The organism is Anaerobacillus sp. 63XJN7_4_ISO-PGPR-S23-413 (assembly GCF_056173725.1).
The window spans coordinates 3,242,539-3,269,072 of sequence record NZ_CM149688.1 but is presented as its reverse complement, the minus strand read 5'-3'; the positions used below and the strand labels follow the sequence as shown (position 1 = coordinate 3,269,072).

Below are 26,534 nucleotides of genomic sequence, written 5' to 3'. Positions count from 1 at the left end.
GAAAATCTTGCGGGAAAATTTTCTTTAATCGATTATTATGTTACCTTGAAAAAATATCCATTTCAAATCACGAAAAAGTGCGAGAATTTTCTTTCAATTGACCCTAGACATGTGAAAATATATCCGTTATACTTCAGTTAATCGTTTAGCTAAACGTTTAGCTGGTAATTTAATTAATCCACCTCGAGGTGATTCAAATTAGTAAACCAATGGTTACGATTAAGGATGTAGCAAAAAAAGCAGGTGTTTCCACTGCAACTGTTTCAGCTGTTGTGAACAAGACAAAGTTCGTAAGTGAAGATTTAGAACGCAAGGTTGTGAAGGCGATTGATGATTTACATTATCGCCCGAATCGGATTGCGAGGAGTTTGAAGCGGAAACAAAGTAAACTAATAGGCGTTACAGTAACAGAAATCACCAACCCGTTTTATCCTTTGATGCTTAGAGGGCTAGAACAGACAGCGATTAATGCTGGATACAACGTTTTATTGTCTACAACTGAAGATAATGAAGATAGAGAATATCAAGTCATCGAATCGATGATCGAGCAAGGGATAGATGGTCTGATTTTAGCTACTGTAGATAATGTGGATTCGAAAGTCTTAGATTTATTGGAGAAAGAAGAAATTAAATATGTATTGATAAACCGTGCTCCAAGAGAGTTCAATGGTAGTTTGGTCTGTGCAAACAGTTACGAAGTAGGCTGTGTAGCAACAGATCATCTCATCCAGTTAGGACATAAGAAGATAGCTTTTATGGGTGGTGAAAGACAAAATAGTCTCGAACGAGAAAGAGGTTTTAAAGATCGAATGACTGCAAATGGTCTTCCTATCGAAAGTGGTTGGCTTCTACAAGGGGGCTATAACTCTGAGGACGCTAGATTGCGTACGCTCGAACTAATCCGTAATGGTGAATTACCAACAGCATTGTTTGCAGCGAATGATACGATGGCGTTTGGAATTGCTAAAGCCTTCCTTGAAGAAGGCTATCGAATTCCTGATGATGTGTCGATTATAGGTTCTGATAATATTCCTTTTTCCGAAGATTTCCGTATACCTCTTACAACTGTAGATGTTCAGAAGTTGAATATTGGTAAATTCGGTTGCGAATCGATTTTGAAGCAAATAGAAGAGAAAGACAATTTCAAGCATGAACAACTGATGCTTAAACCAGAATTAATAGTCAGAGATAGCACAGGACAATCGAGAGAATTGTAGTTTTCCTAAAATAGAAAGGATGGTTATTCATGAAAGATGTAGTAATTGTTGGGTTAACTAGAACTGCAGTCGGTACGTTTGGAGGAGAGATAAAAGACGTACACCCTGCGGATCTTGGCGCAACAGCGATTAAGGGAGTATTAGAACAAAGTGGAATCGATAAAGAAGTAGTCGATGAGGTAGTCATGGGGAGTGTAGGACAATATGCTGAGAATGCGTTTATTGCTAGAATGTGTGCTCTGCGTGCTGGGATCCCTGCTAATGGTAGCGGCGCATATACAGTTAATCGACTGTGTGGATCAGGATTACAAGCAATAAACAATGCAGTTCAACAGATTCAAACAAACAATGCCGAAGTAATTATTGCTGGCGGAACAGAAAGCATGGACGCCTTTCCTTATTACGTAAGGAAAGGTAGATACGGAAATAAATTTGGCCACGATCAATTAGAGGACGGTCTTTTGACAGCGCTTACGGATCCTTTCGGCAATTATCAGATGGGAGTAACTGCCGAAAATGTAGCGAACAGATATAACGTAAGTCGTGAAGAGCAGGATGAATTCGCTTACCAAAGCACCAAGAAAGCGTTGAATGCGATCGATAACGGGTATTTTGAAAGTCAAATTTCACCTATCGAAAGAAAAGATAGGAAAGGAAATGTAAGCGTTTTTAATGTGGATGAACACCCGAGAAGAAATACCACTCTCGAGAAACTCTCTTCATTAAGACCCGCATTCAAAGAAAATGGAACAGTTACACCAGGAAATTCTTCAGGTATCAATAATGGGGCTGCAGCACTAGTACTAATGTCTCGCGATAAAGCGAATTCCCTAGGACTTAAGCCTATTGCTTCTATTAAAGAACAAGCGGTAGCAGGTGTTGATCCTGAGGTAATGGGGATAGCACCCGCGCCAGCAGTAAAGCAATTGCTAAACAAAAGTGGGCTGACTTTGGAAGAGATCGATCTAATGGAACTGAATGAAGCATTCGCGGCACAATCGCTTGCTGTCATTAAAGAACTTGATATCGATCCTGACAAAGTAAATGTCAATGGAGGAGCCATCGCACTTGGTCATCCAATCGGAGCATCCGGAGGAATCATCACCGTCAAGCTAATACATGAGTTGAAGAGAAGAGGACTTAAAAGAGGCATTTCTACAATGTGTATCGGTGGTGGGCAAGGAATCGCAACAATTTTTGAAATCGAATAATTGGAGGAGAAAAAATGATTAATCTTACAGGAAAAGTAGCAATAGTAACAGGTGCAGCAAGAGGATTAGGGTTTGGGATCGCAGAGAAGTTAGTGAACTTAAACGCGACGGTTATTATCAATGACATTGACAAAGCAGGAGTAGATGCGGCCGTAAAGACACTCGAACAAAACGACGGAAAAGTGTTTGGTTACGTCTGTAATGTGGCGAATGAACAACAGGTGAATGAATTCGTTGATCAGGTTCTTACTGAAAATGAGCGGATTGATATCCTGGTAAATAACGCGGGTATCAATCGCGATGGTATGCTTCACAAAATGACGAGCGAACAGTGGAAGACTGTATTAGACGTAAACCTCACAGGAGTATTCCATATGACACAACCTATTTCGAAAATTATGAGAGAACAAAATGGAGGAAGAATTATAAATATTTCTTCTGCTAGTTGGCTTGGGAACGTTGGACAAGCCAACTATGCAGCTGCAAAAGCGGGTGTAGTGGGCCTAACAAAAACTGCCGCTCGTGAACTTGCTAAGTATGATGTGACAGCGAATGCGATATGTCCAGGGTTTATTGATACAGACATGACGAGAGGCGTACCGGAGAAAGTATGGGATATGATGGTGTCGAAAATCCCAGCAGGAAGAGCTGGTAAACCGGAGGATGTGGCCAATTGTATTTCCTTCCTTGCATCCGATCAGGCATCATATATTAATGGTGAGGTTATCAATGTTGGTGGAGGAATGGTTCTTTAAAAGTGAAGGGGGCGGTACCTTGGTCATAAAAAAAGTAGCGATCGTTGGTGGAGGTCTAATGGGGGCTGGCATTGCTCAAGTAGTAGCAAAATCAGGATGTGAAGTTGTGTTGATCGAGGCAAATGAGAATCAACTCGAAAAAAGCATGGCGCTCATCCAGAAAAATTTTGACCGTTCATTCAAAGAAGGCAGGATTTCAAGCTTAGATATGCAGGAGTCATTGGCACAAATTTCTGGAGAAATCACGGTTCATTGCTGTAAAGATGCGGATTTGGTTATCGAAGCTGTTACAGAAGATCTCGAACTGAAGAAAAAAGTGTTCGAGGAGATCAGTGAAGTAACAGCTAGTAAGCAAATTCTTGCTTCTAATACTTCAGGTCTTTCTATTGCAGCTATCGGAGCAGCCACTTCGAAACCATCTAATGTCATTGGCCTTCACTTTTTTTATCCAGTTCCGTTAATGGACCTAGTAGAAGTTATCCCGTCATTGATGACTTCCGAACAAACCTTGAACACGATGCTTGAATTTGTTGGGACTTTAGGGAAGGAACCTGTAAAATGTCCTGATTATCCAGGCTTTTTAGTTAATCGAATATTGATACCAATGGTAAACGAAGCGATTTATTGTGTAATGGAGGGTGCTTCTCCAGAAGATGTCGATAGCGCGATGAAATTAGGTGCCAATCATAAGATGGGCCCAATAACTCTAGCGGATTTTGTGGGTCTAGATGTCCTTCTTGCTACGATGGAAGGGTTATGTGAAGGATTTGATGATTCAAAATATCGTCCTTGTCCTTTATTGAAAAAAATGGTAGAGACAGGTAAGTTAGGCAGGAAAACAGGACGGGGTTTCTATGATTATACGAATCGTACTCATATGTCTGTCATTGAATAAGAAATAGAAAGGTGGTTATGGTATGACTGAAAAATTGATAAGTCCTAAAAATGCGATCAATTTTCTGAATAGTGAAAATACAGTTGCCGTTTGTGGGTTTACTATGATGGGAGCTTGTGAAGCATTTCTAAGCCAATTAGAAGAAACGTTTCTAAAGACTGGTGAGCCAAAAAATTTAACACTCCTTCATGCTGCAGGGCACAGTGATCGGGTGAATGGAATCGAACACTTAGCTCATCTAGGATTAGTAAAACGTATTATTGGATCTCACTGGGGTCTTGCCCCTAAATGGGGAGAGTTGATCAATCATAATACGATTGAAGCTCATTGCCTCCCTCAAGGTCAAATCACACATTTGATGCGAGCGATGGCTTCAGGTAAACCTGGAAACCTTTCAAAAGTTGGCTTGGGTACATTTGTTGATCCGAGGGTAGAAGGTGGAAAAATCAATGACCTTGCAAGGGAAAAAGATAGTTTCGTAGATGTAGTGGACTTTTATGGGGAGAAGTATTTGTTTTATAAGCAGATTCCGATCGATTTATGCGTGATCAGAGGAACGACAGCAGACGAATTTGGCAACGTTACGATGGAAGATGAAGCGATAAAACTTGAAGCGCTATCATTAGCGCAAGCGACTAAACGGTATGGTGGAAAAGTTATTGTCCAAGTGAAAAATTATGTAAAACGAGGTCAGCTAAATCCTCGTTCGGTCGAATTGCCTGGCATCTTCGTGGATCATATCATTGTAGCCGATGAAGTGGATCAAACACATAGACAAACAGCGGGTTATTTTTCCAATCCAGCATTATCTGGTAAATACCAGAGCCCAGTGGAAGAGTTATCGAGATTACCATTAACGATTCGTAAGGTAATAGGTAGACGAGGTGTAAAAGAACTTTATCATGAAGCAGTGGTGAACCTAGGCACTGGAATACCAGGAGATACTATAGGACCTGTTGCCAGTGAAGAGGGGATTTTAGAAGATATCACTCTTACTGTTGAGTCAGGCGTGATCGGAGGAATCCCATTAGGAGGCACAGATTTCGGGGTTGGGATCAATGCTGATGCTATCATTGAGCATCCCTATCAATTTGATTATTACAATGGACAGGGCGTAGATATTACGTATATGGGTGCTGCAGAAGTTGATTCTAAAGGTGACATTAATGTTAGTAAATTCGGTCCTAAAACCGTTGGGTGTGGTGGGTTTATTGACATTACACAAAATGCAAAAAAGGTGGTTTTCTGCTCAACATTTACGGCGGGTGGATTAGAAACAAAAATTAGTAACGGAAAGTTAGAAATCGTAAAGGAAGGAAAAATCAAGAAATTCGTAAATCAAGTTCAACAAATTACCTTTAGCGGTCCACTTGCAAGAAGTAAAAATCAGAAAGTTCTCATTGTAACTGAACGGGCCGTTTTTGAACTATCAGAAGCTGGAGTTGTCTTAATTGAATATGCTCCTGGAATCAATGTCGGAAGAGATATTCTAGAGCAAATGGATTTTACTCCAATCATTTCTGAGGAATTAAAAGAAATGGATCAAGAAATTTTCAAGGAAGAAAAAATGGTTTTTAAAAATGAATTCATGCAAGGAACAGAGCAGTTAAAAGTTGTTTGAAAATAACAAACAAGTACGCGTTTGTGATTAATTACATATTGTAAGGAGGCGGATTATGAACAAAATTCTAAAGTGGTTAACATTAACGATGTTATTGAGTATTGGTGTCCTAGTTACTGGGTGTTCTGCTGATAATACAGGGGGAAATGCATCAGCAGGGGAAGGCGCAAAAACGATCAATGTCAGCTTGCCACTTGGTCCAGAATCACATCATGATGCTGGAGTTCAAAAATTCAAAGAGGAATTAGAAAAGAATACGGACGGTAGCTTAACGGTTGTTCCACATTATAATAACGAATTAGGTGGAGAGAGAGAAGTCGTTGAAGGTATGGGAATTGGTACGATAGATGCAGGGATTTCTTCTACCGGACCTATTGGTGGATTTGTCCAAGAAGTCATGATGTGGGACATGCCCTATTTAGTTGACGAAGCAGAGCAAGCATATGCGATCTTAGACGGAGACATTGGTGATGAGCTAGCTGAAAAGATTGAAAAACAGGCAAATGTCGTTGTATTGGGTTGGATGGAAAACGGATTTCGAAATGAAACGAATTCAGTTCGTCCGGTAGAAACTCCTGAAGATTTAAAAGGAATAAAACATCGTACGCAAGAAAGTAAAGTTCAAATCGATACTTGGGAAGCGTTCGGTACAAATGCAACACCGATGGCTTGGCCAGAAGTATATACTGCTCTTCAACAAAAAGTGATGGAAAGTCAAGAAAATCCTTTAGCCACTATATTAGATGTTCGTTTCTATGAAGTTCAAGATTACTTGAATTTAACGAAGCATGTATATTCACCGGCCCCTTTATTGATGAGTAAACAACTCTTTGATTCTTTTACAGATGAAGAACAAGAGGCGATTATGCAAGCTGCTGAAGTAGCGACTAAACATCAAAGAAAAGCAAGTCAGGATATGGAAGAAGATGTTAAAAAACAACTAGAGGAAAAAGGAATGACCGTGACTGAACCGAATTTAGAGAAGTTCAAAAAGGCAGTAGAACCAGTATATGAAAAGTGGGCTCCTGAAATTGGAGAGGAATTGATCAAAAAAGCTCGTAACACAGAATATTAAAAAGGGTTAGGCAGTGATTAAGAAAACTTTATTGCTGCCTTCATATATAGGAGGTGGTTATTATGCAGTCGATCTTACGGGGTTACTCTACCATGCTTACGTATTTGAATCGTTTGGTGGGTTATGCGATCGGCATTATGTTAGCAGTTATGAGTATTTTAATATTTTGGCAAGTGTTCGCTAGGTTTGTAGTCGGTGAATCATTAACCTTTTCAGAAGAAATTTCCCGATTCCTGATGATCTGGATGACGATGCTCGGGACGGCTTACGCCATCCGTGAAGGTTCACTTATCGCGATCGAGATGCTTCCAGAAGTGTTAAAAGGAAAAGGGAAACGCATTCTGAGAGTGATAAGTGAAGTCGTAGCAACCATCTTTTATATTGTTCTCATTATTTACGGATGGCAGATGGCTGAAGCGGTTCAAATGCAGACTGCTCCAAGTACGCGTATCTCGATGTTCTGGCCAATGCTCGCATTGCCAGTTGGGGGGATATTTATGTTACTTAACAGCCTCGGAGTAATCAGTAAACAATTTTTAATTGAGAAAGGGGGGGAATAACAATGATTTTGTTACTTTTCGTTTCTTTAATAGCATTTTTTGCACTTGCTGTGCCGATAGCCGTTTCTCTTGGTTTATCTGCCTCGGTAGTAATTTGGTGGGGAGATATTACTTCATTAAAGCTAGTTGTTCAGCAAACATTCAACTCGATTAACTCATTTCCTTTGATGGCGATTCCGTTTTTTATACTATCTGGATATTTAATGCAGCACGGTGGCATATCAAAGAGATTGATTGATTTCGCAGGAAATATAGTTGGTCATATTACTGGCGGATTAGCAATGGTAGCGATTGTTACGTCGATGTTTTTTGCCGCGATATCAGGCTCAGGAGCTGCAACTACGGCTGCAATAGGTTCGATTTTGATTCCAGCGATGATCGCCCATGGCTATTCGGACTCTTATGCAAGTGCAAACCAATCCGTTTCAGGAGCACTTGGAATAATAATCCCACCGAGCATTCCGTTGATCCTATATGGCATAGCAGCAAAACAATCAGTAGGAGATATGTTTCTTGCCGGAATTCTTCCAGGTGTCTTCGTGACTATGACGTTGCTCTTAGCTGCTTATTTTGTGGCAAAAAAAAGAGGATATATGGGAGTTGAAAAATCTAGTCTAAGTGAAACCTTACTCTCCTTTAAACGTGCAATTCTATCAATCATGATGCCAGTTATTGTATTGGGTGGAATATATGGCGGGGTTTTCACACCTACTGAAGCAGCAGTAATTGCTGTAGCGTATTCATTTATCGTTGGGTTTATTATTTATCGAGAAATTAAAATAAAGGATCTAGTCAATATTTTTAGACAATCTGCTGTGACAACTTCTATCGTCTTGATCATTATCGGAACTGCTGGATTATTTGGTTTTCTATTGAATCGGTTGAACGTACCGACTCTGATCTCCCAGGCTTTCTTAAGTGTAACTACAAATACGATCATTTTTATAATACTAGTGAATCTATTGTTATTAGTAGTAGGGATGTTTATCGAAGCAGCCGCTGCTATTCTGATCTTCGTACCAATTCTTTTACCGATTGCGATTCAGCTCGGGATGGACCCTGTTCATTTCGGAATCATTATGGTCGTAAATTTAGCGATTGGTATGATCACACCTCCAGTAGGTATAAACTTATTTGTCGCATCGCAAATATCAAAAATAAAGATTAATGTCCTTTCAAAAGCGATTATCCCATTTGTATTGATTTTATTTGCAGATGTTTTGATCTTAAGTGTATTTCCATTCTTATCAACGTGGTTGCCATCGATTTAATTATTTAGAGAGTCAGGGGGTGAAAGTATGGAATTACAATCCGCAAATTTTTTCAATAGAAGACTACAGGTTTTTAAAGATAGACCCCAAACCATTTCTAAGATGCTTTATCTAAGTGTACAAAAATATCCTGATAAAAAAGCCATCATAAGTAACGGTCAGTGTATAACTTATCTTGAACTCTGGAGGCAATCTCGCCAGGTCGCTACATACCTCGTTAAGAAGTTAGGGGTAAAAAAAGGAGAGCGAATTTCCATTTTAGTAGGTAATGGAATTGAATTCTCTCTATTATTTTTTGCTTGTGCTCATATAGGAGCGATATTAGTACCATTGAATACAAGGTTAAAAGAAAAAGAAATACATTATATGATCTCACAATCAAGATCGAAGGTAATTGTAACTGATGAAGAGTTTCTGCCTAAAGCGGAAAAACTTCGTGAGATTCTCGTTGATCATTCGCAGATGCACGCCATTTTAGTGTCATCTGAACCTCATAAGGATTACATACCTTTTAACGACCTCCTGATGGGAGAAGATGAATACGATCAGACAGTTGTGTTTGAATCAGATCCTATTACCCTTATCTATACTTCAGGAACAACCGGAGTACCAAAAGGGGCGATTGGAAGTCATTTAGGGTTTATTCACGCAGCTATGAATTATAGAATCCGTATGAAAACAGATGAAAAAACCAGGACACTTATTGCAGTACCGCTGTTTCATGTAACAGGCCTTATTGGACAGTTGCTACATGTATTAAGTGTAGGCGGAACATGTGTGTTAATGAGAAGGTTCAAGACAGAACCATTTTTAGAATTACTCAAAAAAGAGAAAATAACTTTCTTGTTCAATGTGCCTACGATCTATGTGAAATTATTATCTGAAAAGAAATTTTCCAATGATCGATATGAGAGTGTAAGAACAGTTGCATATGGTGGGGCAGCTATGCCTTATGAAGTTATAAGTAAGCTTCAAAGTCATTTTCCAGAGGCGAATTTTCATAATACATATGGTGCTACTGAAACATCCTCGCCCACGAGCATCATGCCTTTATATTATCCTCACTCTAAACAAAAGTCCGTGGGACTTCCAATCCTCGGGGCAGACATTAAGTTAATAGATCAAGATGGCAGAGAGTGTGGAATGGAGGAGATTGGCGAACTTTACATCAAAGGTTCCCATGTCGTTGAGGGATATTGGAATAATGTAGTCGGAAATAGAGATTCTTTTAAAGATGGATATTGGTGCTCGGGAGATATAGCGCGAATAGATCAAGATGGCTTTTTATACATTTTGGATAGGAAGAAAGATATGATCAACCGCGGCGGTGAAAATATTTATTCTTTAGAAATCGAGAATTTATTATATGATCATCCGAATGTTAAAGAAGTAGCTGTTGTAGGAATACCTGATGTTACGTTCGGAGAGATAGTGAAGGCGGTCATAGTTCCAAAACACTCTCCCCTCACGGAACAAGAAATAAAACGTTTTGTAAATGAACGCCTGGCTGATTATAAAGTACCTGCACAGGTTGAGTTTGTCAAAGAATTACCCAGAAACCCTGGCGGGAAACTACTAAAAGCTCAGTTGAAATAAAAATAAAATAGAGGTGTATATAATGAAAATTATCATTTCTCCGGATTCTTTTAAAGGTAGTCTGGATGCTGTTCAAGCAGCAAAGGCTATTAATAATGGCGTGTTAAAGGTATTCCCAAATGCTAAAACAGTTTTATTACCAGTTGCTGATGGTGGAGAAGGCACATTAGACACACTTGTCGCCTCAACGAATGGAAGAGTAGTAGATGTATCGGTGGTTGGCCCACTGGGGAAAATGGTTGCAGGTTCGTATGGTGTTTTAGGTGATGGAGTAACATGTGTAATAGAGATGGCGCTAGCATCTGGACTTTCATATGTTTCTGAAGGTGAACTTTCTGCTTCGAAAACAACTACATATGGTACAGGACAACTTATAAGGCAAGCATTAGATGATGGTTTCACTTCTTTTATTTTAGCATTAGGAGGATCTGCTACGAATGATGGTGGAGTGGGGATGCTACAAGCTCTAGGTATGAAAGTTCAAGATGAAAAAGGTGAAGATATTTCATATGGGGGTGGAGAAATAGGAAAGGTTCATAGGATCGATGTGAGCTCATTTGATAGTAGGATAAAAGATTGTGATTTCATCATTGCTTCTGATGTGCAAAATCCATTGGTGGGGGAAATGGGAGCCTCTCGGGTATTTGGACCTCAAAAAGGTGCAGACAATAACATGGTAGAAATGTTGGATCAGAATATGACTCATTGGGCTGACGAAATAGAGAAAGTAACAGGCATTCATCTACATAATCGTTCTGGGGCAGGAGCTGCTGGAGGCATCGGTGGAGCATTCCAAGCCTTTTTTCCAGCAACCATGAAGCGAGGAATTGACGTGGTTCTTGAACAAATACGATTTAGTGATGCATTAATCGATTCTGATTTAGTATTAACGGGAGAAGGTCAGGTGGATGAACAGACAACTTCCGGCAAAACGCCGATGGGAGTTGCACAAACTGCTTCCGTAAAAGGTGTACCAACTATTATTATAGCAGGGTCCTTGGGAGCTGGAATTGAAGAGTTGTATAAGTTTGGTGTTGTAAGTATAAACAGCATCGTTAATAAACCAATGACCTTAAATGAAGCGGTGGAGGGCGTTAAAGAATTATTAGAAGCAAGCACGGAGCAAATAGTCCGCTCTTTTTTCTACAAGCAGTTAACCGAATTGAAATGTACTTAATAAATCGCTATAAATCTCTAAAGTAAAGTATTCGATTCCCCATACTCTTCGACTGTTACTATCTTTTGATTTACTGAAAATATTTGTATCTGCTATCAACTGATAACCTGAATTTATATGTGAAATTACTCTAACTAGTTAAAAGGAGGAAAAAAATGATTGATAGTAAATGGAAAATCACTACTTTGAAAATGGGAGAGTTATATGTAGAAAAATCCTCTTTAACTTATCAAAAAGATGTAGGGGAGTATTTATGGATTCCGATATGGTCTACCGCTCTTGAAGGGAACGGAGTTAATATTCTAATAGATACTGGCATCCATGATTTGGAGTGGGTGAATAAACATATTGGGGTTTGTCGTCAACTGGAAGATGAAACAATTATTAAGGCTTTAGAAGAAGGGGTGGGTTGGGGACCGGAGGATGTTGACATTGTTATAAATACTCATCTCCATTATGATCATTGCGGAAACAATAACCTATTTAAAAATGCACGCTTTGTTGTACAGAAGAAAGAATGGGCAGCTTCCCATAACCCAATTCCGTGTCAAGAATCGATTTATTTTAAGGAATTATTTGATTCTAGTGCAGTTAATTATCTTAACTGGCGGTTTGTTGATGGTGAAGAAGAAATAGCCCCTGGTGTAAAGGTGTTTTTAACTACAGGACACTCAGAAGGTCATCAATCTGTAATTGTTGATACGGAAGAAGGTTCTGTGTGTGTAGCGGGAGATATCGCTAATTTACTCTGCAATATTCAAGAGAATATACCAGCTGGGATTGTGACGAGTACGAAGGAAATGTATGAGGGAATGGAAGAGGTTCGGAAAAGAGGGAAATTCATTATCCCTGGACACGATTATACTATAAAAAAATATCAGAATAATAACTTTCCGATTATTAACAAATAGAGTGATGTCGAAACCATTTCTCTTATACCTAACACCAATTCAGAATGCATTTATACATGTTGACTTAAACGTTTAGAGAAATAAATGCTTTACTTAAAGGGCAAACACCATGTGGATGTTAAAAGGAGGAAGTAATGAAAAATACAGCTGAGAAGGTTGAGGGAAATCGCTACTCGGATTCAAAACCTTCGGCATTTGCACCCTCATTATCTTGGATCGCTTTAGGATTTTTGTGGCTTATTTTTGCCATGAATGCTACCAGTAGAGAAATAATGTTTCGTGTCATGCCTGCTATTGTGGATGACTTTAATCTATCAGCAGATGTTGTTGGACAAATGGTTTCCTTAATTATGGTATCTACAGGAATTTTATCTATTTTTGGTGCTTCGTGGTCTGATAAAAAAGGATTGGGATGGGCTCGGAAGTATAGTGGAGTTTGGATAGCTATAGGATATACACTTTTTTCTATTTTAACAGGAATTTCTGCTCTTACTTCTGTAGTAGTAGGTTTTGTGGTTCTTCAAATGATTAAAAATATGTTTGGCGGAATTGGTGAATCTATTGAAGTAAGCACCGTTGCTGAATGGTGGCCAAGAGAAAGAAGAGGGTTTGCTCTTGGAGCACATCATTCTGCATACCCTTGGGGTACATTATTGAGTGGTTTGTTAATCTCTGCTGTTCTCGTAGTTTTTGAGGGGAATTGGAGAATGCCGTTTCTATTAATACCTTTAATAATGATCCCAATATATATAGCCTATTGGGTGTTTTCAACAGCGGATAATTTTAAAAAGTATGAAAAATCAGCAATAAATATGAACTTTACTCCTACACTAGATGAAAAAGAGGTTAAAAAAAACAAAAAAGGTGATATATTATTGCTGTTAAAAAATCCAAATATCTTAATAGGAACGCTATGCGTACTTCTAGGTCAAGCAGCGTTTACTGGATTAAATTTTTGGTTAGCACCATACCTGGCATTTGTTGGTGAGTTTGATTATGCAGCTGCAGCTGGATGGTCAGTGATTTTTACGATTACAGGAGGAATTGGTCAAATTTTTTGGGGGAATATTTCTGATAAAATTGGTCGAAAGAAAACGTTACTAATTGCATTTGCATGGTTGTCAGTGGCTTTAGTATTATTTCAATTTAGCGCTGAAAATTTAATGTGGTTGATAGGTATACAGCTGTTTGCTGGAATGTGCACAAATGCTATCTTCCCTGTTGTGTTTTCTTTAATAACTGATTCTGCAAAAAGTGGTTCCACCGGAACAGCAATGGGAATTGCAATGACTGGAATGTACTTGGGGGCAGCTTCTCCATTAGTTCTTGGGTATTTGATTAATCAAGGTGGAGGTTGGAGTTCATATTCGGGGTATATAACAGGTTTATATTTCTTAGCAAGCTGCATGATTATAGCATTTTTATTAACGTTACTATTTACCAGAGAAACTGTGGGAGAAAAACGTGGAAAAGATTGGGCATTAGTTAAAAAGGAATCATGTGGAATTGAATAATCATTTTAAAATATACTCTCTACCAATATTTCATATAATGGGTTTGATAAGCTCCTAAAAGGGGCTTTTTTCTGTGGTAGAAAAAGAATTATTAAATTAGTGGGGGCTTTTCACGTTGATTGATATTCTCCATACTTAGAGTCTATGGATACAATCAAGGGCAGTTAGAGCTTTACTCCAAAATGAGAGCGACGTACTTCGTTATGACGCCACTTCTAAACTTTTAATTTGTTTCTTTTCTCAAAGATCGTTGCTTTTGAAAGAATTTTCGTGTGAAAACCACACTTAGCTGATTGGAGCTGAATGTGCTAGACTCCTGCGGGACTAGCAAGACAGGTGAGAGGCCTCCTTGGAGCAATGCTTTTGTGCGCCGAGGAGGCTCAGCGCCCGCCCCACGGAAAGCGAGCATCCTCGATAGTAAATCCCTACACTCTTATAGAAACTATGTTTACCAAAAGAGGCTTTAATAGAGAGCACAGTTTATTAAGGTGATTCTTAATCTCAGATTCAGAACCAGTCAGAAGCGTTTTGCAGATTTGGCATTAATATATTCAACGGTTAGGATGAAATTTTATTTAAGACGACACCTTTTTACTCATATTTCAATACTTTTATTCTCATCTTTGAGTCACGGGGATAGCTCTCCTGCTTTTATATTAGTCTAGAAAAAATGAACCTGGAGCATTTAACATGCTGAATTCATTAATGAAAAATAACCGAGCTATGATTCGCAAGAACTGATAAGAACTTTCCTTCCTGCGACAATATTTCAAAGAAAAAAAGCCGATCTCCAAAAAAACGAGAGAGCAGCTTCTTTATTTCTTTTATTTATAACTTTAGTTTACCCATTCATCAATCAAATCTTGATTCTCTTCAACCCATTTCCGAGCCCCATCAGCAGGTTCTTCGCTACTTTCTACGTAGTCAATAAGCTCGCTGATTTGTTGATTATTCATCTTCCAATTTTTGAACCACTTGCTTACTTCTGGATAATCTTCTTCAAAACCTTGTCTTGTTGCATGATGAATTTTTTCAACACCACCGAATGTATTTTGTGGATCTTCAAGAAATTTCAAGTCATATTTGGAGAATACCCAGTGTGGGCTCCAAAGTGGTGCTACGATAGGTTCTTTATCGTTTACTGCTTTTTTTATTTCGGCTAACATGGCGGATTCAGAGCTAGGTACTAGTTCAAAATCGAGATCATAATCCTTAATTAATTGTTCGGTAACTTCCATTGTACCGGCGCCAGGGTCAAAACCAACAATTTTGCTATTGAACAGTTCTTTATATTCATTTAAATCTTCCACGCTATTAATGTCTTCTAAATAGGTTGGAACAACAAGTCCTACTTTTGCTTCGTCAAACCAAGTCTCGTCTGAGAAGTTAACCGTATCTTGATATTCCTCCAAATAATTCGCATCTTGAACAGGTAACCATACTTCTAAACTAGCATCGAGATCGCCCATTTCTAAAGCCGTCATCGTAGAACCCATGTTCAGGTAGTTAAACTTCACATTATACCCTTTATCTTCTAAGATGACTTTCCACATATTCGTTACGGCGATGTTTTCAGCCCAGCTAATTTGACCAATTGTTATATCTTTATCTTTTTCCTCAGATTCTTTACCCTGGCTACTATTTCCGCATGCAGTCAGTGCAGCAACCATTAGAATGGCTAGTATAAAACTAAGTCCCTTTTTCCCCTTAATCATGTTGAAAACTCCTCTATTTATTATGTCTATTAACTCCAACACCCTTTATGTTAAATGTGTTAAGAATTTATTTAACTAAAATACAAACCAAAGCCTACTTTTATATGTAATTGTGGAAAAGTGATATTACCAGGTAGTCTATAGTAGCTCAGTTATAGGCTACCTGATCACTTATTATTAGCTTTGTTGATCTTTTGGTAAGAATTCGAATATCTTTCCGCTTTTTATACTTTCAACTAAGTCATCCAACCAGTGATAGTATTTTTTAGATTCTTCTAATTGATCATAGTGTTTTTTTGCTGTTGCCACGATTTCTGGTGTGCTGGTGGAATCTTTTATAACGTCTATGAAATCTTCTTGTGCTTCTTCAATTGCTTCCAAATTCATTTTCACTTCGCGTTCCCACATTTGACAATAGAACGCCATAAAGGAACGAAAAAAATTTTTCTCAGCTACATAAGTATGTTTTCGAGAACCTCGCGTAAATGTTTTTTTAACCATTTCGATTTCTTGAAGCTTGCGGACGCTCGTACTCATACTTGGTTTACTCATACCGAGTTCCGTACGCATTTCATCAAGTGTCATTTGATCTTTAAAGTACATCGTCGCGTATAAATTAGCGGCAGCTGGTGTTACCCCATATAAATCCATCGTTTCCGCAATCGCGCCAATTACTTTATCTTTGGCTTCTTCTATTTTCACTTTGGGTCTTTCAGTAGATTCACTCATTAGGTCGCTCCTTCGATATAAAGTAAATCGTGTTAAGTATTTATCAAATTTTCTTTACGAACTTAATGTTAACTTGTTCAGATGAAATGTCAAATATAAGATTCTCACTTTATCTATTATAAATGATTACTACATTATTAATTATAGCCTTTCCATTTCAGCCTTATTCTTTCTAAACTTTACATGTTAATTTATTTTGACAGCCTTAAAATGACGTGTTAACGTTAAGTGTGTTAAATAAATTCTTAACAAACTTAACCTAATTCAAAAATTGGAGTTGATAGATATGAATCTAAAACTACAACAATACATAAATGGTAAATGGGTAGAAGCGAACTCGGGGAATACACGTACAATTATTAATCCATTTAATCAGGAAGTGATTGCTACTGTTCCGGAAGGCGATGAATCAGATGCAAAAGCAGCGATCGCTGCAGCAAGAGAAGCGTTTGATAACGGAGAATGGGCTTCTACACCAGCAACTGAGCGAGGGGCTATCGTAAGGAAAATTGCTGAATTTATTGAAAGAGACAAAGAAGAACTAGCTCACTTAGAATCGTTGGATACAGGTAAAACAGTAGAAGAAAGCCGTGGAGACATGGATGATATCGCTGGAGTATTTCGTTATTTTGCTGAACTAGCAGATAAAGATGGCGGAGAGCTAATCGATTCTCCAGTACCTAACTCGATCAGTAAAGTGGTCCGTGAACCAGTTGGTGTTTGTGGCCAAATTACTCCTTGGAATTATCCTCTCCTTCAAGCGTCCTGGAAACTAGCTCCTGCGCTTGCGACTGGTAATACGTTGATCATAAAGCCAAGTGAAATTACACCGCTTACTCATATAAAAGTATTTGAACTGATGGAAGAGGCGGGAGTGCCTGCCGGTGTTGCAAACCTGGTTCTTGGAGCTGGCGATACAATTGGCGCAGAGCTGTCCAGTAACACGGATGTAGACCTTATTTCATTCACAGGCGGCATTGTGACCGGAAAGAAAATTATGCAAGCTGCAAGCGTGAATGTGAAGAAACTTGCACTTGAGCTTGGCGGGAAAAACCCGAATGTTATTTTCGCTGATGCTGATTTTGATATTGCAGTGGATCAAGCGTTAAACGGAGTATTCTTCCACGCAGGACAAATTTGTTCCGCTGGTACAAGACTGATTGTAGAAGAAAGCATTCACGATAAGTTCGTTAACGCGCTTGTTGAGCGAGTGAAGAAATTCAAACTAGGAAGCGGATTTAATGAAGATACTCAAATGGGTCCTCTTATTTCAGCAGAACACCTTGCGAAAGTAGAAAAGTATGTAGAAGCAGGGGTTCAAGAAGGTGCTACAGTAGCAGTCGGCGGCAAACGCCCAGAAGATCCTGAATTGCAAAAAGGCTTCTTCTACTTGCCTACGATCTTCACAGATTGCACAACAGACATGAGTGTTGTACAAGATGAAGGCTTTGGTCCGATTATTACGGTTGAGAAATTCCGTACAGAAGAAGAAGCGGTCAACCTATCGAATGACTCGATCTACGGACTTGCTGGCGGCGTCTTTACAAACGATATTGCAAAAGCTGAACGCTGTGCAGCGAAAATGCGCATGGGTACTGTGTGGATCAATGAATTCAACCTTTATTTCCCACACGCACCGTGGGGTGGATATAAGCAATCTGGTATTGGGCGCGAACTAGGTAAATTAGGGATGGAAGAATATACAGAAACAAAGCATATCTTCCAAAACCTTAAGCCTGAAACGTTGAACTGGTTCTAAGAGAACGATCTCTTCTTACCATTCTATAAGATGAAATCAAGCTGAGAAATCAGCTAAACATAAAGAATAGCAAACTAGAAAATACATGTAATAGGGATGAAAAGATACCGGGCATTGCGTTTATTGTCTGAATACCTTTTTTCCTATATCAACATCAAGGAGGAACAGAGTATGACTGAATCATATGATTATGTAATCGTTGGTGGCGGTAGTGCGGGTTCTGTACTCGGCAACCGTCTAAGTGAAGATGGAAAGAAAAGTGTGCTTATATTAGAGGCGGGACGAAGTGATTATTCATGGGATCTCCTGATTCAAATGCCAGCTGCTCTACCTTTTCCATCTGGTAAAGATCTCTACGATTGGCAATACGAGACGGACCCTGAGCCATACATGAAGGGACGGAATATCCCACATGCTAGAGGAAAGGTGCTCGGCGGTTCTAGTTCTATTAACGGTATGATCTATCAACGCGGAAATCCGATGGACTATGAACGATGGGGAGCTGACACTGGCATGGAAGCGTGGAATTTTGCGCACTGCCTTCCATATTTCAAGCGTTTGGAAAATGCTCTGGCATCACCGGATGATGATCTTCGCGGTCACGACGGTCCGATCAAATTAGAACGCGGACCTGCCAAAAATCCATTATTCCAGGCATTCTTCAATGCAGGTGTAGAAGCTGGTTATTCACGCACTCCAGATGTGAACGGCTTTCGTCAGGAAGGCTTCGGCCCATTTGATAAGCATGTGTACAAAGGTCAACGTCTGTCCGCTTCACGTGCCTACCTACATCCATTTATGGATCGTGAGAACTTAACGGTTAGAACGCGTGCTTTTGTTTCGAGCATCGACTTCGATGGTACCCGTGCCAAAGGATTGACGTATCGTCGAAACGGAAAAACCCATCAAGTTGAAGCAGGTGAAGTAATTCTTTCAGGCGGTGCGATAGCAACGCCGCAAATGCTTCAACTAGCAGGTATTGGGGATGCTAAACATCTTCGCTCTCTTGACATCGAACCGATCGTAGACCTTCCTGGTGTAGGCGAAAACCTTCAGGATCACCTCGAAGTCTATGTGCAACACACATGTCCAGAGCCTGTTTCTGAACAGCCTAACCTAAGTAAAGCGCGTATGCCTTGGATTGGCTTGCAGTGGATGCTAAACCGTACGGGCCCTGCGGCGACAAACCACTTTGAAGGTGGGGGATTCGTTCGTTCTAACGAGGATGTTGACTATCCGAACTTGATGTTCCACTTCCTTCCTGTAGCGGTACGTTACGATGGTCAAAAAGCAGCTACAAAACATGGCTTCCAAGTACACATCGGACCTATGTACTCTGATGCACGCGGATCATTAAAGATTCGCTCGAAAGATCCTAAAGAGCATCCGAGCATGGTTTACAACTACCTTTCTACTGAACAGGACAAACGCGAGTGGGTGGAAGCGATAAGAGTTACTCGTAATATTATGTCTCAACCAGCCTTAAAGAAATATAATGGCGGCGAAATTTCCCCTGGACCTTCTGTTAAAACAGACGAGGAAATCCTTGAATGGGTGAAAGAAGATGCTGAGACGGCACTTCACCCATCATGTACATGCAAAATGGGGCCAAAGTCAGATCCTATGGCTGTTGTGGACCCAGAAACGATGAAAGTTCACGGAGTGGAAAATCTACGAGTGGTCGATGCATCTGCCATGCCTTACGTTACAAACGGCAACATCCATGCACCTGTATTGATGTTAGCGGAAAAGGCAGCAGACCTCATCCTTGGTCGTAAACCGCTTGATCCTATTGATGCTGATTTCTATCGTCATGGCGTTCATCCGGCAGATGCTGGAACAGTAACTAAATAACGCTTTCTATGAGAAGGCCTCTTTCAAAGTGTATGTGCTCGTGAAGCATACATTTATGAGAGAGTGCCTTCTTTTTTATCTTTTTAAATAAACACAAGTTTTCAAGAAAATAGGTCAGTTATAAATCCGATTCAGCTAGAAAGGTTTAAGATTTTTTCGTTTTCCTAAAACCGCGTCCGCAATTTTAAGTGGTTAATAGGCGGATGTAGATGATTTGAAAAGTTAAAAGTAAAGAGGAGTAAAGGTTTTTTTGAAATTCGTTCATCTAGAAAGAAATGCCTCTAAATTTAAGAAGCATTAAGTTGGGAGTGCGAGGTATTCTTTAAGCAGAATAACGCTATAAAGAGAGGGATAGTCATCCAGTTATGTGGGTAGTAGCAGACACCTATTGATTGAGATGTGCTCATCTGAAGAATACTTAGCAATTCTAGTTAATCAAATGTCTGTAACTCTTAAGGTGCAACAACACTTCAGCGGTCCTCTCAAGAAACAATATTGTAAGTAGAAGAATTATCCCTAATTAGTGGCTAAGTATCTTGTATGCCACCATGTGTTGTTTAGAAGTCCAGTGCTAATCCTTATTGATGATTCACTCTTCTCTTATATCGCTAATTTAATAACTAATGGAAGAATAATAACAAAAAAACGGCTTACTTCATTAAAGTTAATGAAGTAAGCCGTTTGCTACTTAATGTACTATCCTAAATCAAGGTTATGAATGACGATTGAGTCGATATAAATCATAACCGTCATCTCACTCTTAGACCTATGAAGCAATCTTCTCATTACCGTTCTCTCTCTCTTCTGGCATCAAGAGAGGTTTAGGTGGACACATTTTCTTGGTCATTTTAGATACAACGATAATCGTTACTAAGCCTGCAACCATTGCAAGTGTTCGAAATGGGAACAGTACCACACCATCTTCGATCATAGGATATGGCAGGAAGACTGGGAGTCCAATGATTGGTTCTCCGCCACCTATTCGAAGTATGAAAGAAACGATTAAACCTGCAATCGAACCATATTTATTCGCATCTTTAAAGAATAAAGCGGTTGTTAACTGAGGGAATAAAATAACATAAACAAGGTCTGCAGCAAGATACCATAAAGCGTAAACACTTTGAACATTTAGTGCAATGATGGTGGCTGCAATTCCAACCAGGATGATCGAGCGCTTAATCATTTTCTTAAGTTGATCGCTTGATGCATTAGGTTTGAAAAGTGGTCGATACACATTCCAAGCAGCCATTGAAGATGCTGAAAGAATGGAAGAATCCATTGATGACATTACGGCTGCGGCAAGAGCTCCCAATCCAATTGCGCCGATAATATCAGGCGTTAAATATTGCAAGACAAAAGGAAGGATCATAGATGGATTATCAGGTGCGTTTACACCGAGACTTGCCCAATCTGTATCCAATCCGATAGCACCGATAATAACGGCCGGTATCGCTGCAATAATACAGATAAACCCTGCTATGATTGAAAGCCACATGGCAGTGTTCTCCGATTTAGCTGAAAGAACGCGTTGGAAATAGACCTGCCATGGTATACCACCGAATATAAGTAGCAAAGCAAAGTCCCACCAATTCCAATAATAGTTCCCCCACTCAGGATCTTTCCACCCGTCTAATGGAGGGAAGAGACTTGCATAGCTCCCCATATCTGATTGATAGTGGTTCCAAACCGAACTTAATCCGCCTACTTCTGACAGGGCAAATGGAAGTACTAAGAACAGTCCTATCATGACAGCGAGCATTTGAAAAACATCTGTAAATGCTACTGACCACATGCCTCCTACGACAGTATACGCAACTGCAATAATAGCTGATAGAATAATAGATGTTTGAAAGTCTAATCCTAGAATCGTTCCAAAAGTTGTTCCTAAAGCTGTTAAGATCGCACCACTCCAAAAAACTTCACCTAATAGAGCGGGGAGATATAAGACACCAGCCACTTTTTTTCCGAATCGCTGTTCAAGTGGATCAATCATTGTCATAAATTCGTATCGACGCATTTTTCTAGCATAGAAGATACCACCGATAATTAAACTTAGCGCATAACCCCACGGGGCCTGAGCCCATGCTAAACCAAGTGAATATGTTGATTCTGCTGTACCAGATATGTAACCGCCGCCAACCCAGGTTGCGGCCATTGTAAACATTGAAATCCATAGTGGTAAAGAGCGTTTCGCTACCATCATATCTGATGCAGATTCAGATTTACCACTAGCCATGAATGCCCCAATATAATAGATTACTCCGTAAAATACTAACATAGCAATAAATGATCCCCAGTTAATATTAGAACTAGTCGTTCCTAAATAAATAAACATCACCAATATGGCTGCTACAAATGTACCGATTTTTAGTAGATTTCCTTTTTTTTCACTCAAATACCTTCACCTCAAGAAAATTTTAAGTTAAAACCTTTTTTAAGCTTCGATTCAAATCGTATTCGCTCCCCGCTTTCTTTTTACTTTCTTCTTTATTATTGATTTTTTACTTCTCAAACTTAAGGGAGTTGTTCCGTTGCTTTATCATTTACTTCCTTCACTTTCCAGTTTCCCCTTCCATTCAAAATTAATTATGTTAAATATTTTCTTAACGTATTTAATAATAAATATTACATGATTAGATTTCTTTGTCAAATGTACACAAATATAGAGGGTGGCTAATTTCACTTCATTTTCCTAATAGAATGGTCAACCAGCTTAGTGGATTTATGCGTTTGATTTCCTCGACGGATTCACCTTCCTGACCATCTTATTCATTCTTATTCTCCATACTGAAAACCTAGTTTTAGAAGAAGCATTTGAACCCTTTTGACAGATAAAACCTTAAATGATAGCATTTAAGGTTGTTGGAATTGTTAAGAAAATATTTAACAAAGTAAATTTTAATTCTGATAAGGAATTTTTTTCTGTTGGCTCGAGAGCACAGTGAGTAGTGGAAATAGGGCTAGTGATGAAGCAATTCATGAAAGTTACATCATATATGAAAGAGAAGATAATAGGGGTAAATGATGCTACAAATGAGCTTATAAGTCTGAAATATGTAAGGAGGGATCGTAAATGCCATCTACCAAGTCGCCTATGAGTGAACGTATAGAACGAGCAGCTCTGCCCATGTTTGCGAGAAAAGGTTTTGAAGGAACATCATTGAGCAAAATTGCTAAAAGTGTCGGGATTAAAAAACCTTCATTATATGCTCATTTTGATAGTAAGGAAGATCTATTTCTTGCTATCCTCCAAAAAGTGAATCGAGATTATCGGGATTTTCTAGAACTGCAAGTACATAATTATCGCAACATGACCACGGATCGGCAGTTATATTGCTTGTTGAAAGACCATTCAACTTATCTTGAAAGTGAAGATCTTGGACTTCTATTTAAGAGGTTCATGCTTTTCCCACCACTAGTATTAAAAGATACACTTAATGAACAATTTATTAAATCAGAGGAAGCACTAAGGGATGTATTGATTGCTATCGTAAAAGAAGGGAAGCAAAAAGGAGACATTCAGGCGGAACAAGATGAGGTAATCGATGCTTATATATGCCTCCTTGATGGCACGTTTGAACAGCTTTTTTATTATTCGAAAGTGGAACATGAGGAGCGTCTTCAAAACGCCTGGCGAATTTTCTGGAGAGGAATTCAAGGGTGTTAGAAATTATTTACTAGGAGAACGGTTCAAAATCAATTAAGAGGTTGCTTGTCTCTATATGCTTAGAGAGAAAAGAAACTTTAACATTTGCTGGTTTAATGACTAAGTAAATAATAATAAATAGCCGACGAATTAAAAATGGTCTTATGAAACCGATCGGTCTATAAATTAGTCTGATCGGTTTCTCTATTCCCTGTCAGGTTTGCATTTCTCGGGCGATTAATGGAGGGGTAAGCAAGACGAGAAAAGAGTAGAAGTGTGGCGCAACTCACCCCTCATCAATTCATTGATATATCTCAATATGCTTAATCTTATAATCCCCATATTCATCTGTCACAACATAATAGTCCTTAGTTCGTTCATACATGCTCCATTCCCCAGCCGCATTCATAAAATCAAAAACTTCATAGGTGCTCACGATCGCTTGATCAGTCTGCATGTCAATATGGGTTACATCATTTAACGTGAATTTAAAGATCATTCCCTGACCGCTTATCTCGTCTAGATAGTTAGCCATTTCATGATAGGCCTGACTGTCATACAAAAGCTGGTCTTCAATATAACCAAAGTTTTCGTCTCGCAATGCCGTTTCATAGTTCCCTCTAAAATTGATGATAAAGTTAGCGAGCCTTGCTTCATCATATGGAACATCGTACGTGTCTTCTTCCTCTTCTGCATATTCATCATACGCTGAAACCTCATTGTAGAAGTTAAAGGTGCTGGCGACTTCATTTTCATCCATTGGCGATTGCGACCAGTTTGTTAAGAGATCCGTCATTGTGTATATTGGGATTGAGAAGGCAATCGACTCATCGCTCGTTAAAAGGGCGGAGTTGATGCCAATCACTTTTCCTGTCTTTCCATCTAACAATGGACCTCCGCTGCTCCCGGGTGAAACTTGGGCATCGATTTGGTAGACGTTTTCGTATTGAAATTCGGATGCAAATGAACGGTCAAGCCCGGTGAGATATCCGATTGATGCTGTGTTTTCTAACCCTTGGGGGCTTCCAAGTGCGATTACTTCTGTTCCAACTTCTGATTCTTTCATTTCCATCTCCAAAGGAGAAGTACCTTTTAAATTCTGTACTTCAATTAAAGCGACATCATACTGATTAGAGATGCCAATCACCTTGCCACTCATTTCTTGGCCATTCTGATCGCGCAAGATGACATCAATATAGCCAGCCACCACATGAGCATTGGTTACAACTGTTCCATTATCCTGAAACAAGAAGCCAGACCCGAGACTATCCTCCGTTAAAATGGTATACACTCTTGTTTGTGCTTCACGTATGATTTCTTTCTTATCTTTTTCTGTGGATGTTTGAGGGGAAGGAACTTTCTGTTCTGTCGTGCTTTTTTTCTGAGTAACGTTTGGTGATGTGGTTGCACTTGCTTCTTTTTCATCTTCTACTAGTTTCGTAGACTCAGCGATTTTTTCGACTGGGGTTTGAATCGTTTCTTTCGTTCGTTCTTTATCAAGAACGAAAGCGTAAATAAAGACACCGCTCATTAATAAAAAGGTAAGGATGATACCAGTCAACCACCATCGGTTTCTCTGCTGATATCTCGTATAAGAGTGGCCACACTGGCTGCAAAACCGAGCATTTTCTATGTTTTTCGTCCCGCACTTTGGACAAAACATAATCATCTCCTCCTTCATATTCTTTGTTGATTATTATACCTTAATTAAAAGTATGAGAGGGGTCAAAAATAGAATATATAGGAAGTAATGTAGAAACAGTGAAAGAGAACAGACGATCATTTGAATTTGTACTCACTCAGTTTAGTAGGAATTTCATCACACTTTTACTCCACTCTTATTAGGTTATATTTCCTATTTATCCAGAAAACGAGACCTCCTAATTGCGCATCAAATAGAAGAGGAGTAAAGTGTCTCGATGTTAGAAGTCTTTATAAGAAAGGGTGGATCAAATGATGAAAGATGGCTTTGTGAAAGTGAATGATGTCAACCTTCATTACGTAACAGAAGGAGAAGGCGAACTAATGCTGTTTCTCCATGGCTTCCCTTATTTCTGGTACAACTGGCATCATCAAATGGAAGAGTTTTCGAAGGATTACCGTGTCGTAGCTGTTGATATGAGAGGGTACAACGTATCTGACAAACCTGAAGGGGTTTCTTCATATGATATGTCCATTCTAGTCGAGGATGTAAAACAGTTGATTGAATCGTTTGGGGAGAAGGACTGCGTTGTAGTCGCTCATGACTGGGGCGGAGCGGTCGCATGGACGTTGGCTTACACCGCACCTGAATATGTGAACAAACTAATCATGTTCGATGCGCCTCACCCGTATACATTTAGACGAGAGCTAGCAGAGAACCCAGGGCAAAGAGAAGATAGTAGTTATATGGCATTTTTCCAGCGACCTGATTCTCATGAGGCGCTGATTGAAAATAATGCAGAGCGCTTAAGAAAGATGATGACGATTCCTGGAAAGAAAAAAGGTTATTTAACCGAACAGGATGAGGAGAAATACATAGAGGCGTGGACACAGCCAGATGCGATGGAGTCAATGCTTAATTATTACCGGGCTATTTCTTTCTATCCGTTCGAAGAGCACGTACAAAAACCATTGGAACTTCCGTATCAAATGTTTGATTCGCCAACGTTAATCATTTGGGGCGATGCAGATCCCGCTTTTGAAAACAGCAATCTGGACGGGTTAGAAGAGTATGTTAGTGATCTTACAATTCACCGAATGGAAGGCGTAAGCCATGCCCCGCATCACGAAAAACCGGAAGTGGTTAACCACTATATGCGCGACTTTTTAAAAGGTAAGAAATGATGTAGAAGGCTGTCCCTGATAAGGGGCAGCCTTCTTTTCTACTCTACTAAATTAATGAAACCAAATAAACGAATTAGTATTTAAAAACATTTTTCGATATTAAAGATCATTAATTACAGACAGTAAAACAGAGCGTGGGACTCTACTCACCTCAAATCCAAATACCGAAAAACCATTTATTTTAATTTTCTAAAATCAGTTG

Annotated in this window: 20 protein-coding genes; 16 read left to right on the top strand and 4 right to left on the bottom strand. The window is 39.3% G+C overall.

Annotation, left to right across the window (positions count from 1 at the left end):
- Positions 1-188 precede the first annotated feature (188 nt).
- From AC0VYO_RS17100 to AC0VYO_RS17045, 12 genes are all read left to right on the top strand, one after another.
- On the top strand, positions 189-1,217 hold the full coding sequence (locus AC0VYO_RS17100) for a LacI family DNA-binding transcriptional regulator (protein WP_475367866.1): 1,029 nt from the start codon (positions 189-191) through the stop codon (positions 1,215-1,217).
- A gap of 29 nt (positions 1,218-1,246) precedes the next feature.
- The gene (locus AC0VYO_RS17095; RefSeq protein ID WP_371018291.1) at positions 1,247-2,428 is read left to right on the top strand and encodes a thiolase family protein; all 1,182 of its coding nucleotides are present in this window, start codon (positions 1,247-1,249) and stop codon (positions 2,426-2,428) included.
- Positions 2,429-2,442: 14 nt separating this feature from the next.
- Positions 2,443-3,183: a 3-oxoacyl-ACP reductase FabG gene (gene fabG, locus AC0VYO_RS17090; RefSeq protein ID WP_475367865.1), complete on the top strand. Its 741-nt coding sequence runs from the start codon at positions 2,443-2,445 to the stop codon at positions 3,181-3,183.
- Complete coding sequence (locus AC0VYO_RS17085) at positions 3,158-4,078, top strand: 3-hydroxyacyl-CoA dehydrogenase family protein (RefSeq protein WP_475367864.1); 921 nt, start codon at positions 3,158-3,160, stop codon at positions 4,076-4,078. Before fabG ends, AC0VYO_RS17085 begins: the two co-directional genes overlap by 26 nt.
- A gap of 22 nt (positions 4,079-4,100) precedes the next feature.
- The gene (locus AC0VYO_RS17080; RefSeq protein WP_475367863.1) at positions 4,101-5,699 is read left to right on the top strand and encodes an acyl CoA:acetate/3-ketoacid CoA transferase; all 1,599 of its coding nucleotides are present in this window, start codon (positions 4,101-4,103) and stop codon (positions 5,697-5,699) included.
- Between the two features lie 55 nt (positions 5,700-5,754).
- On the top strand, positions 5,755-6,774 hold the full coding sequence (locus AC0VYO_RS17075) for a TRAP transporter substrate-binding protein (RefSeq protein WP_475367862.1): 1,020 nt from the start codon (positions 5,755-5,757) through the stop codon (positions 6,772-6,774).
- Positions 6,775-6,836: 62 nt separating this feature from the next.
- Complete coding sequence (locus AC0VYO_RS17070; RefSeq protein ID WP_475367861.1) at positions 6,837-7,334, top strand: TRAP transporter small permease; 498 nt, start codon at positions 6,837-6,839, stop codon at positions 7,332-7,334.
- A 2-nt stretch (positions 7,335-7,336) separates the two neighbouring features.
- A complete protein-coding gene (locus tag AC0VYO_RS17065) occupies positions 7,337-8,605 on the top strand; it encodes a TRAP transporter large permease (RefSeq protein ID WP_475367860.1) in 1,269 nt (422 codons plus the stop codon).
- 27 nt (positions 8,606-8,632) lie between these two features.
- Positions 8,633-10,201 carry a class I adenylate-forming enzyme family protein gene (locus AC0VYO_RS17060; RefSeq protein WP_475367859.1) on the top strand — a complete coding sequence of 523 codons (1,569 nt, stop codon included), beginning with the start codon at positions 8,633-8,635 and terminating at the stop codon, positions 10,199-10,201.
- A gap of 22 nt (positions 10,202-10,223) precedes the next feature.
- Entirely contained in the window at positions 10,224-11,378 is a 1,155-nt protein-coding gene (locus AC0VYO_RS17055; protein ID WP_475367858.1) for a glycerate kinase, read from the top strand.
- Between the two features lie 155 nt (positions 11,379-11,533).
- Positions 11,534-12,289 (top strand): N-acyl homoserine lactonase family protein, encoded by a 756-nt coding sequence (locus AC0VYO_RS17050; protein ID WP_226615005.1) that lies wholly within the window; start codon positions 11,534-11,536, stop codon positions 12,287-12,289.
- Between the two features lie 134 nt (positions 12,290-12,423).
- A complete protein-coding gene (locus tag AC0VYO_RS17045; protein ID WP_475367857.1) occupies positions 12,424-13,803 on the top strand; it encodes an MFS transporter in 1,380 nt (459 codons plus the stop codon).
- 836 nt (positions 13,804-14,639) lie between these two features.
- Here AC0VYO_RS17045 and AC0VYO_RS17040 read toward each other — a convergent pair.
- Both AC0VYO_RS17040 and cudC read right to left on the bottom strand, forming a co-directional pair.
- Positions 14,640-15,518, bottom strand: coding sequence for a glycine betaine ABC transporter substrate-binding protein (locus AC0VYO_RS17040; RefSeq protein ID WP_475367856.1), 879 nt, complete (start codon positions 15,516-15,518; stop codon positions 14,640-14,642).
- A gap of 177 nt (positions 15,519-15,695) precedes the next feature.
- Positions 15,696-16,247 (bottom strand): choline uptake/conversion transcriptional regulator CudC, encoded by a 552-nt coding sequence (gene cudC / locus AC0VYO_RS17035; protein WP_194219114.1) that lies wholly within the window; start codon positions 16,245-16,247, stop codon positions 15,696-15,698.
- Positions 16,248-16,533: 286 nt separating this feature from the next.
- Between cudC and betB the strand changes: the two genes are divergently transcribed.
- Both betB and betA read left to right on the top strand, forming a co-directional pair.
- Entirely contained in the window at positions 16,534-18,006 is a 1,473-nt protein-coding gene (betB, locus tag AC0VYO_RS17030; protein WP_475367855.1) for a betaine-aldehyde dehydrogenase, read from the top strand.
- Between the two features lie 171 nt (positions 18,007-18,177).
- Positions 18,178-19,860: a choline dehydrogenase gene (betA, locus tag AC0VYO_RS17025; protein WP_194219116.1), complete on the top strand. Its 1,683-nt coding sequence runs from the start codon at positions 18,178-18,180 to the stop codon at positions 19,858-19,860.
- A 766-nt stretch (positions 19,861-20,626) separates the two neighbouring features.
- Here the strand turns inward: betA and AC0VYO_RS17020 are convergent.
- On the bottom strand, positions 20,627-22,195 hold the full coding sequence (locus AC0VYO_RS17020) for a high affinity choline transporter 1 (protein WP_194219616.1): 1,569 nt from the start codon (positions 22,193-22,195) through the stop codon (positions 20,627-20,629).
- Positions 22,196-22,954: 759 nt separating this feature from the next.
- On the opposite strand from AC0VYO_RS17020, the gene AC0VYO_RS17015 reads away from it, so the two are divergent.
- Positions 22,955-23,527: a TetR/AcrR family transcriptional regulator gene (locus AC0VYO_RS17015; protein ID WP_475367854.1), complete on the top strand. Its 573-nt coding sequence runs from the start codon at positions 22,955-22,957 to the stop codon at positions 23,525-23,527.
- A 280-nt stretch (positions 23,528-23,807) separates the two neighbouring features.
- Here the strand turns inward: AC0VYO_RS17015 and AC0VYO_RS17010 are convergent, their stop codons facing one another.
- On the bottom strand, positions 23,808-25,169 hold the full coding sequence (locus tag AC0VYO_RS17010) for a trypsin-like peptidase domain-containing protein (RefSeq protein WP_475367853.1): 1,362 nt from the start codon (positions 25,167-25,169) through the stop codon (positions 23,808-23,810).
- A gap of 293 nt (positions 25,170-25,462) precedes the next feature.
- On the opposite strand from AC0VYO_RS17010, the gene AC0VYO_RS17005 reads away from it, so the two are divergent.
- The gene (locus AC0VYO_RS17005) at positions 25,463-26,332 is read left to right on the top strand and encodes an alpha/beta fold hydrolase (protein WP_475367852.1); all 870 of its coding nucleotides are present in this window, start codon (positions 25,463-25,465) and stop codon (positions 26,330-26,332) included.
- Positions 26,333-26,534: the final 202 nt, after the last annotated feature.

Bases quoted from the DNA above. Each gene is read 5' to 3' on its own strand.
- AC0VYO_RS17095 (WP_371018291.1), top strand. From the start codon at position 1,247: ATGAAAGATGTAGTAATTGTTGGGTTAACTAGAACTGCAGTCGGTACG.
- fabG (WP_475367865.1), top strand. From the start codon at position 2,443: ATGATTAATCTTACAGGAAAAGTAGCAATAGTAACAGGTGCAGCAAGA.
- AC0VYO_RS17085 (WP_475367864.1), top strand. From the start codon at position 3,158: ATGTTGGTGGAGGAATGGTTCTTTAAAAGTGAAGGGGGCGGTACCTTG.
- AC0VYO_RS17080 (WP_475367863.1), top strand. From the start codon at position 4,101: ATGACTGAAAAATTGATAAGTCCTAAAAATGCGATCAATTTTCTGAAT.
- AC0VYO_RS17075 (WP_475367862.1), top strand. From the start codon at position 5,755: ATGAACAAAATTCTAAAGTGGTTAACATTAACGATGTTATTGAGTATT.
- AC0VYO_RS17070 (WP_475367861.1), top strand. From the start codon at position 6,837: ATGCAGTCGATCTTACGGGGTTACTCTACCATGCTTACGTATTTGAAT.
- AC0VYO_RS17065 (WP_475367860.1), top strand. From the start codon at position 7,337: ATGATTTTGTTACTTTTCGTTTCTTTAATAGCATTTTTTGCACTTGCT.
- AC0VYO_RS17060 (WP_475367859.1), top strand. From the start codon at position 8,633: ATGGAATTACAATCCGCAAATTTTTTCAATAGAAGACTACAGGTTTTT.
- AC0VYO_RS17055 (WP_475367858.1), top strand. From the start codon at position 10,224: ATGAAAATTATCATTTCTCCGGATTCTTTTAAAGGTAGTCTGGATGCT.
- AC0VYO_RS17050 (WP_226615005.1), top strand. From the start codon at position 11,534: ATGATTGATAGTAAATGGAAAATCACTACTTTGAAAATGGGAGAGTTA.
- AC0VYO_RS17045 (WP_475367857.1), top strand. From the start codon at position 12,424: ATGAAAAATACAGCTGAGAAGGTTGAGGGAAATCGCTACTCGGATTCA.
- AC0VYO_RS17040 (WP_475367856.1), bottom strand. From the start codon at position 15,518: ATGATTAAGGGGAAAAAGGGACTTAGTTTTATACTAGCCATTCTAATG.
- cudC (WP_194219114.1), bottom strand. From the start codon at position 16,247: ATGAGTGAATCTACTGAAAGACCCAAAGTGAAAATAGAAGAAGCCAAA.
- betB (WP_475367855.1), top strand. From the start codon at position 16,534: ATGAATCTAAAACTACAACAATACATAAATGGTAAATGGGTAGAAGCG.
- betA (WP_194219116.1), top strand. From the start codon at position 18,178: ATGACTGAATCATATGATTATGTAATCGTTGGTGGCGGTAGTGCGGGT.
- AC0VYO_RS17020 (WP_194219616.1), bottom strand. From the start codon at position 22,195: ATGTTTATTTATTTAGGAACGACTAGTTCTAATATTAACTGGGGATCA.
- AC0VYO_RS17015 (WP_475367854.1), top strand. From the start codon at position 22,955: ATGAGTGAACGTATAGAACGAGCAGCTCTGCCCATGTTTGCGAGAAAA.
- AC0VYO_RS17010 (WP_475367853.1), bottom strand. From the start codon at position 25,169: ATGTTTTGTCCAAAGTGCGGGACGAAAAACATAGAAAATGCTCGGTTT.
- AC0VYO_RS17005 (WP_475367852.1), top strand. From the start codon at position 25,463: ATGAAAGATGGCTTTGTGAAAGTGAATGATGTCAACCTTCATTACGTA.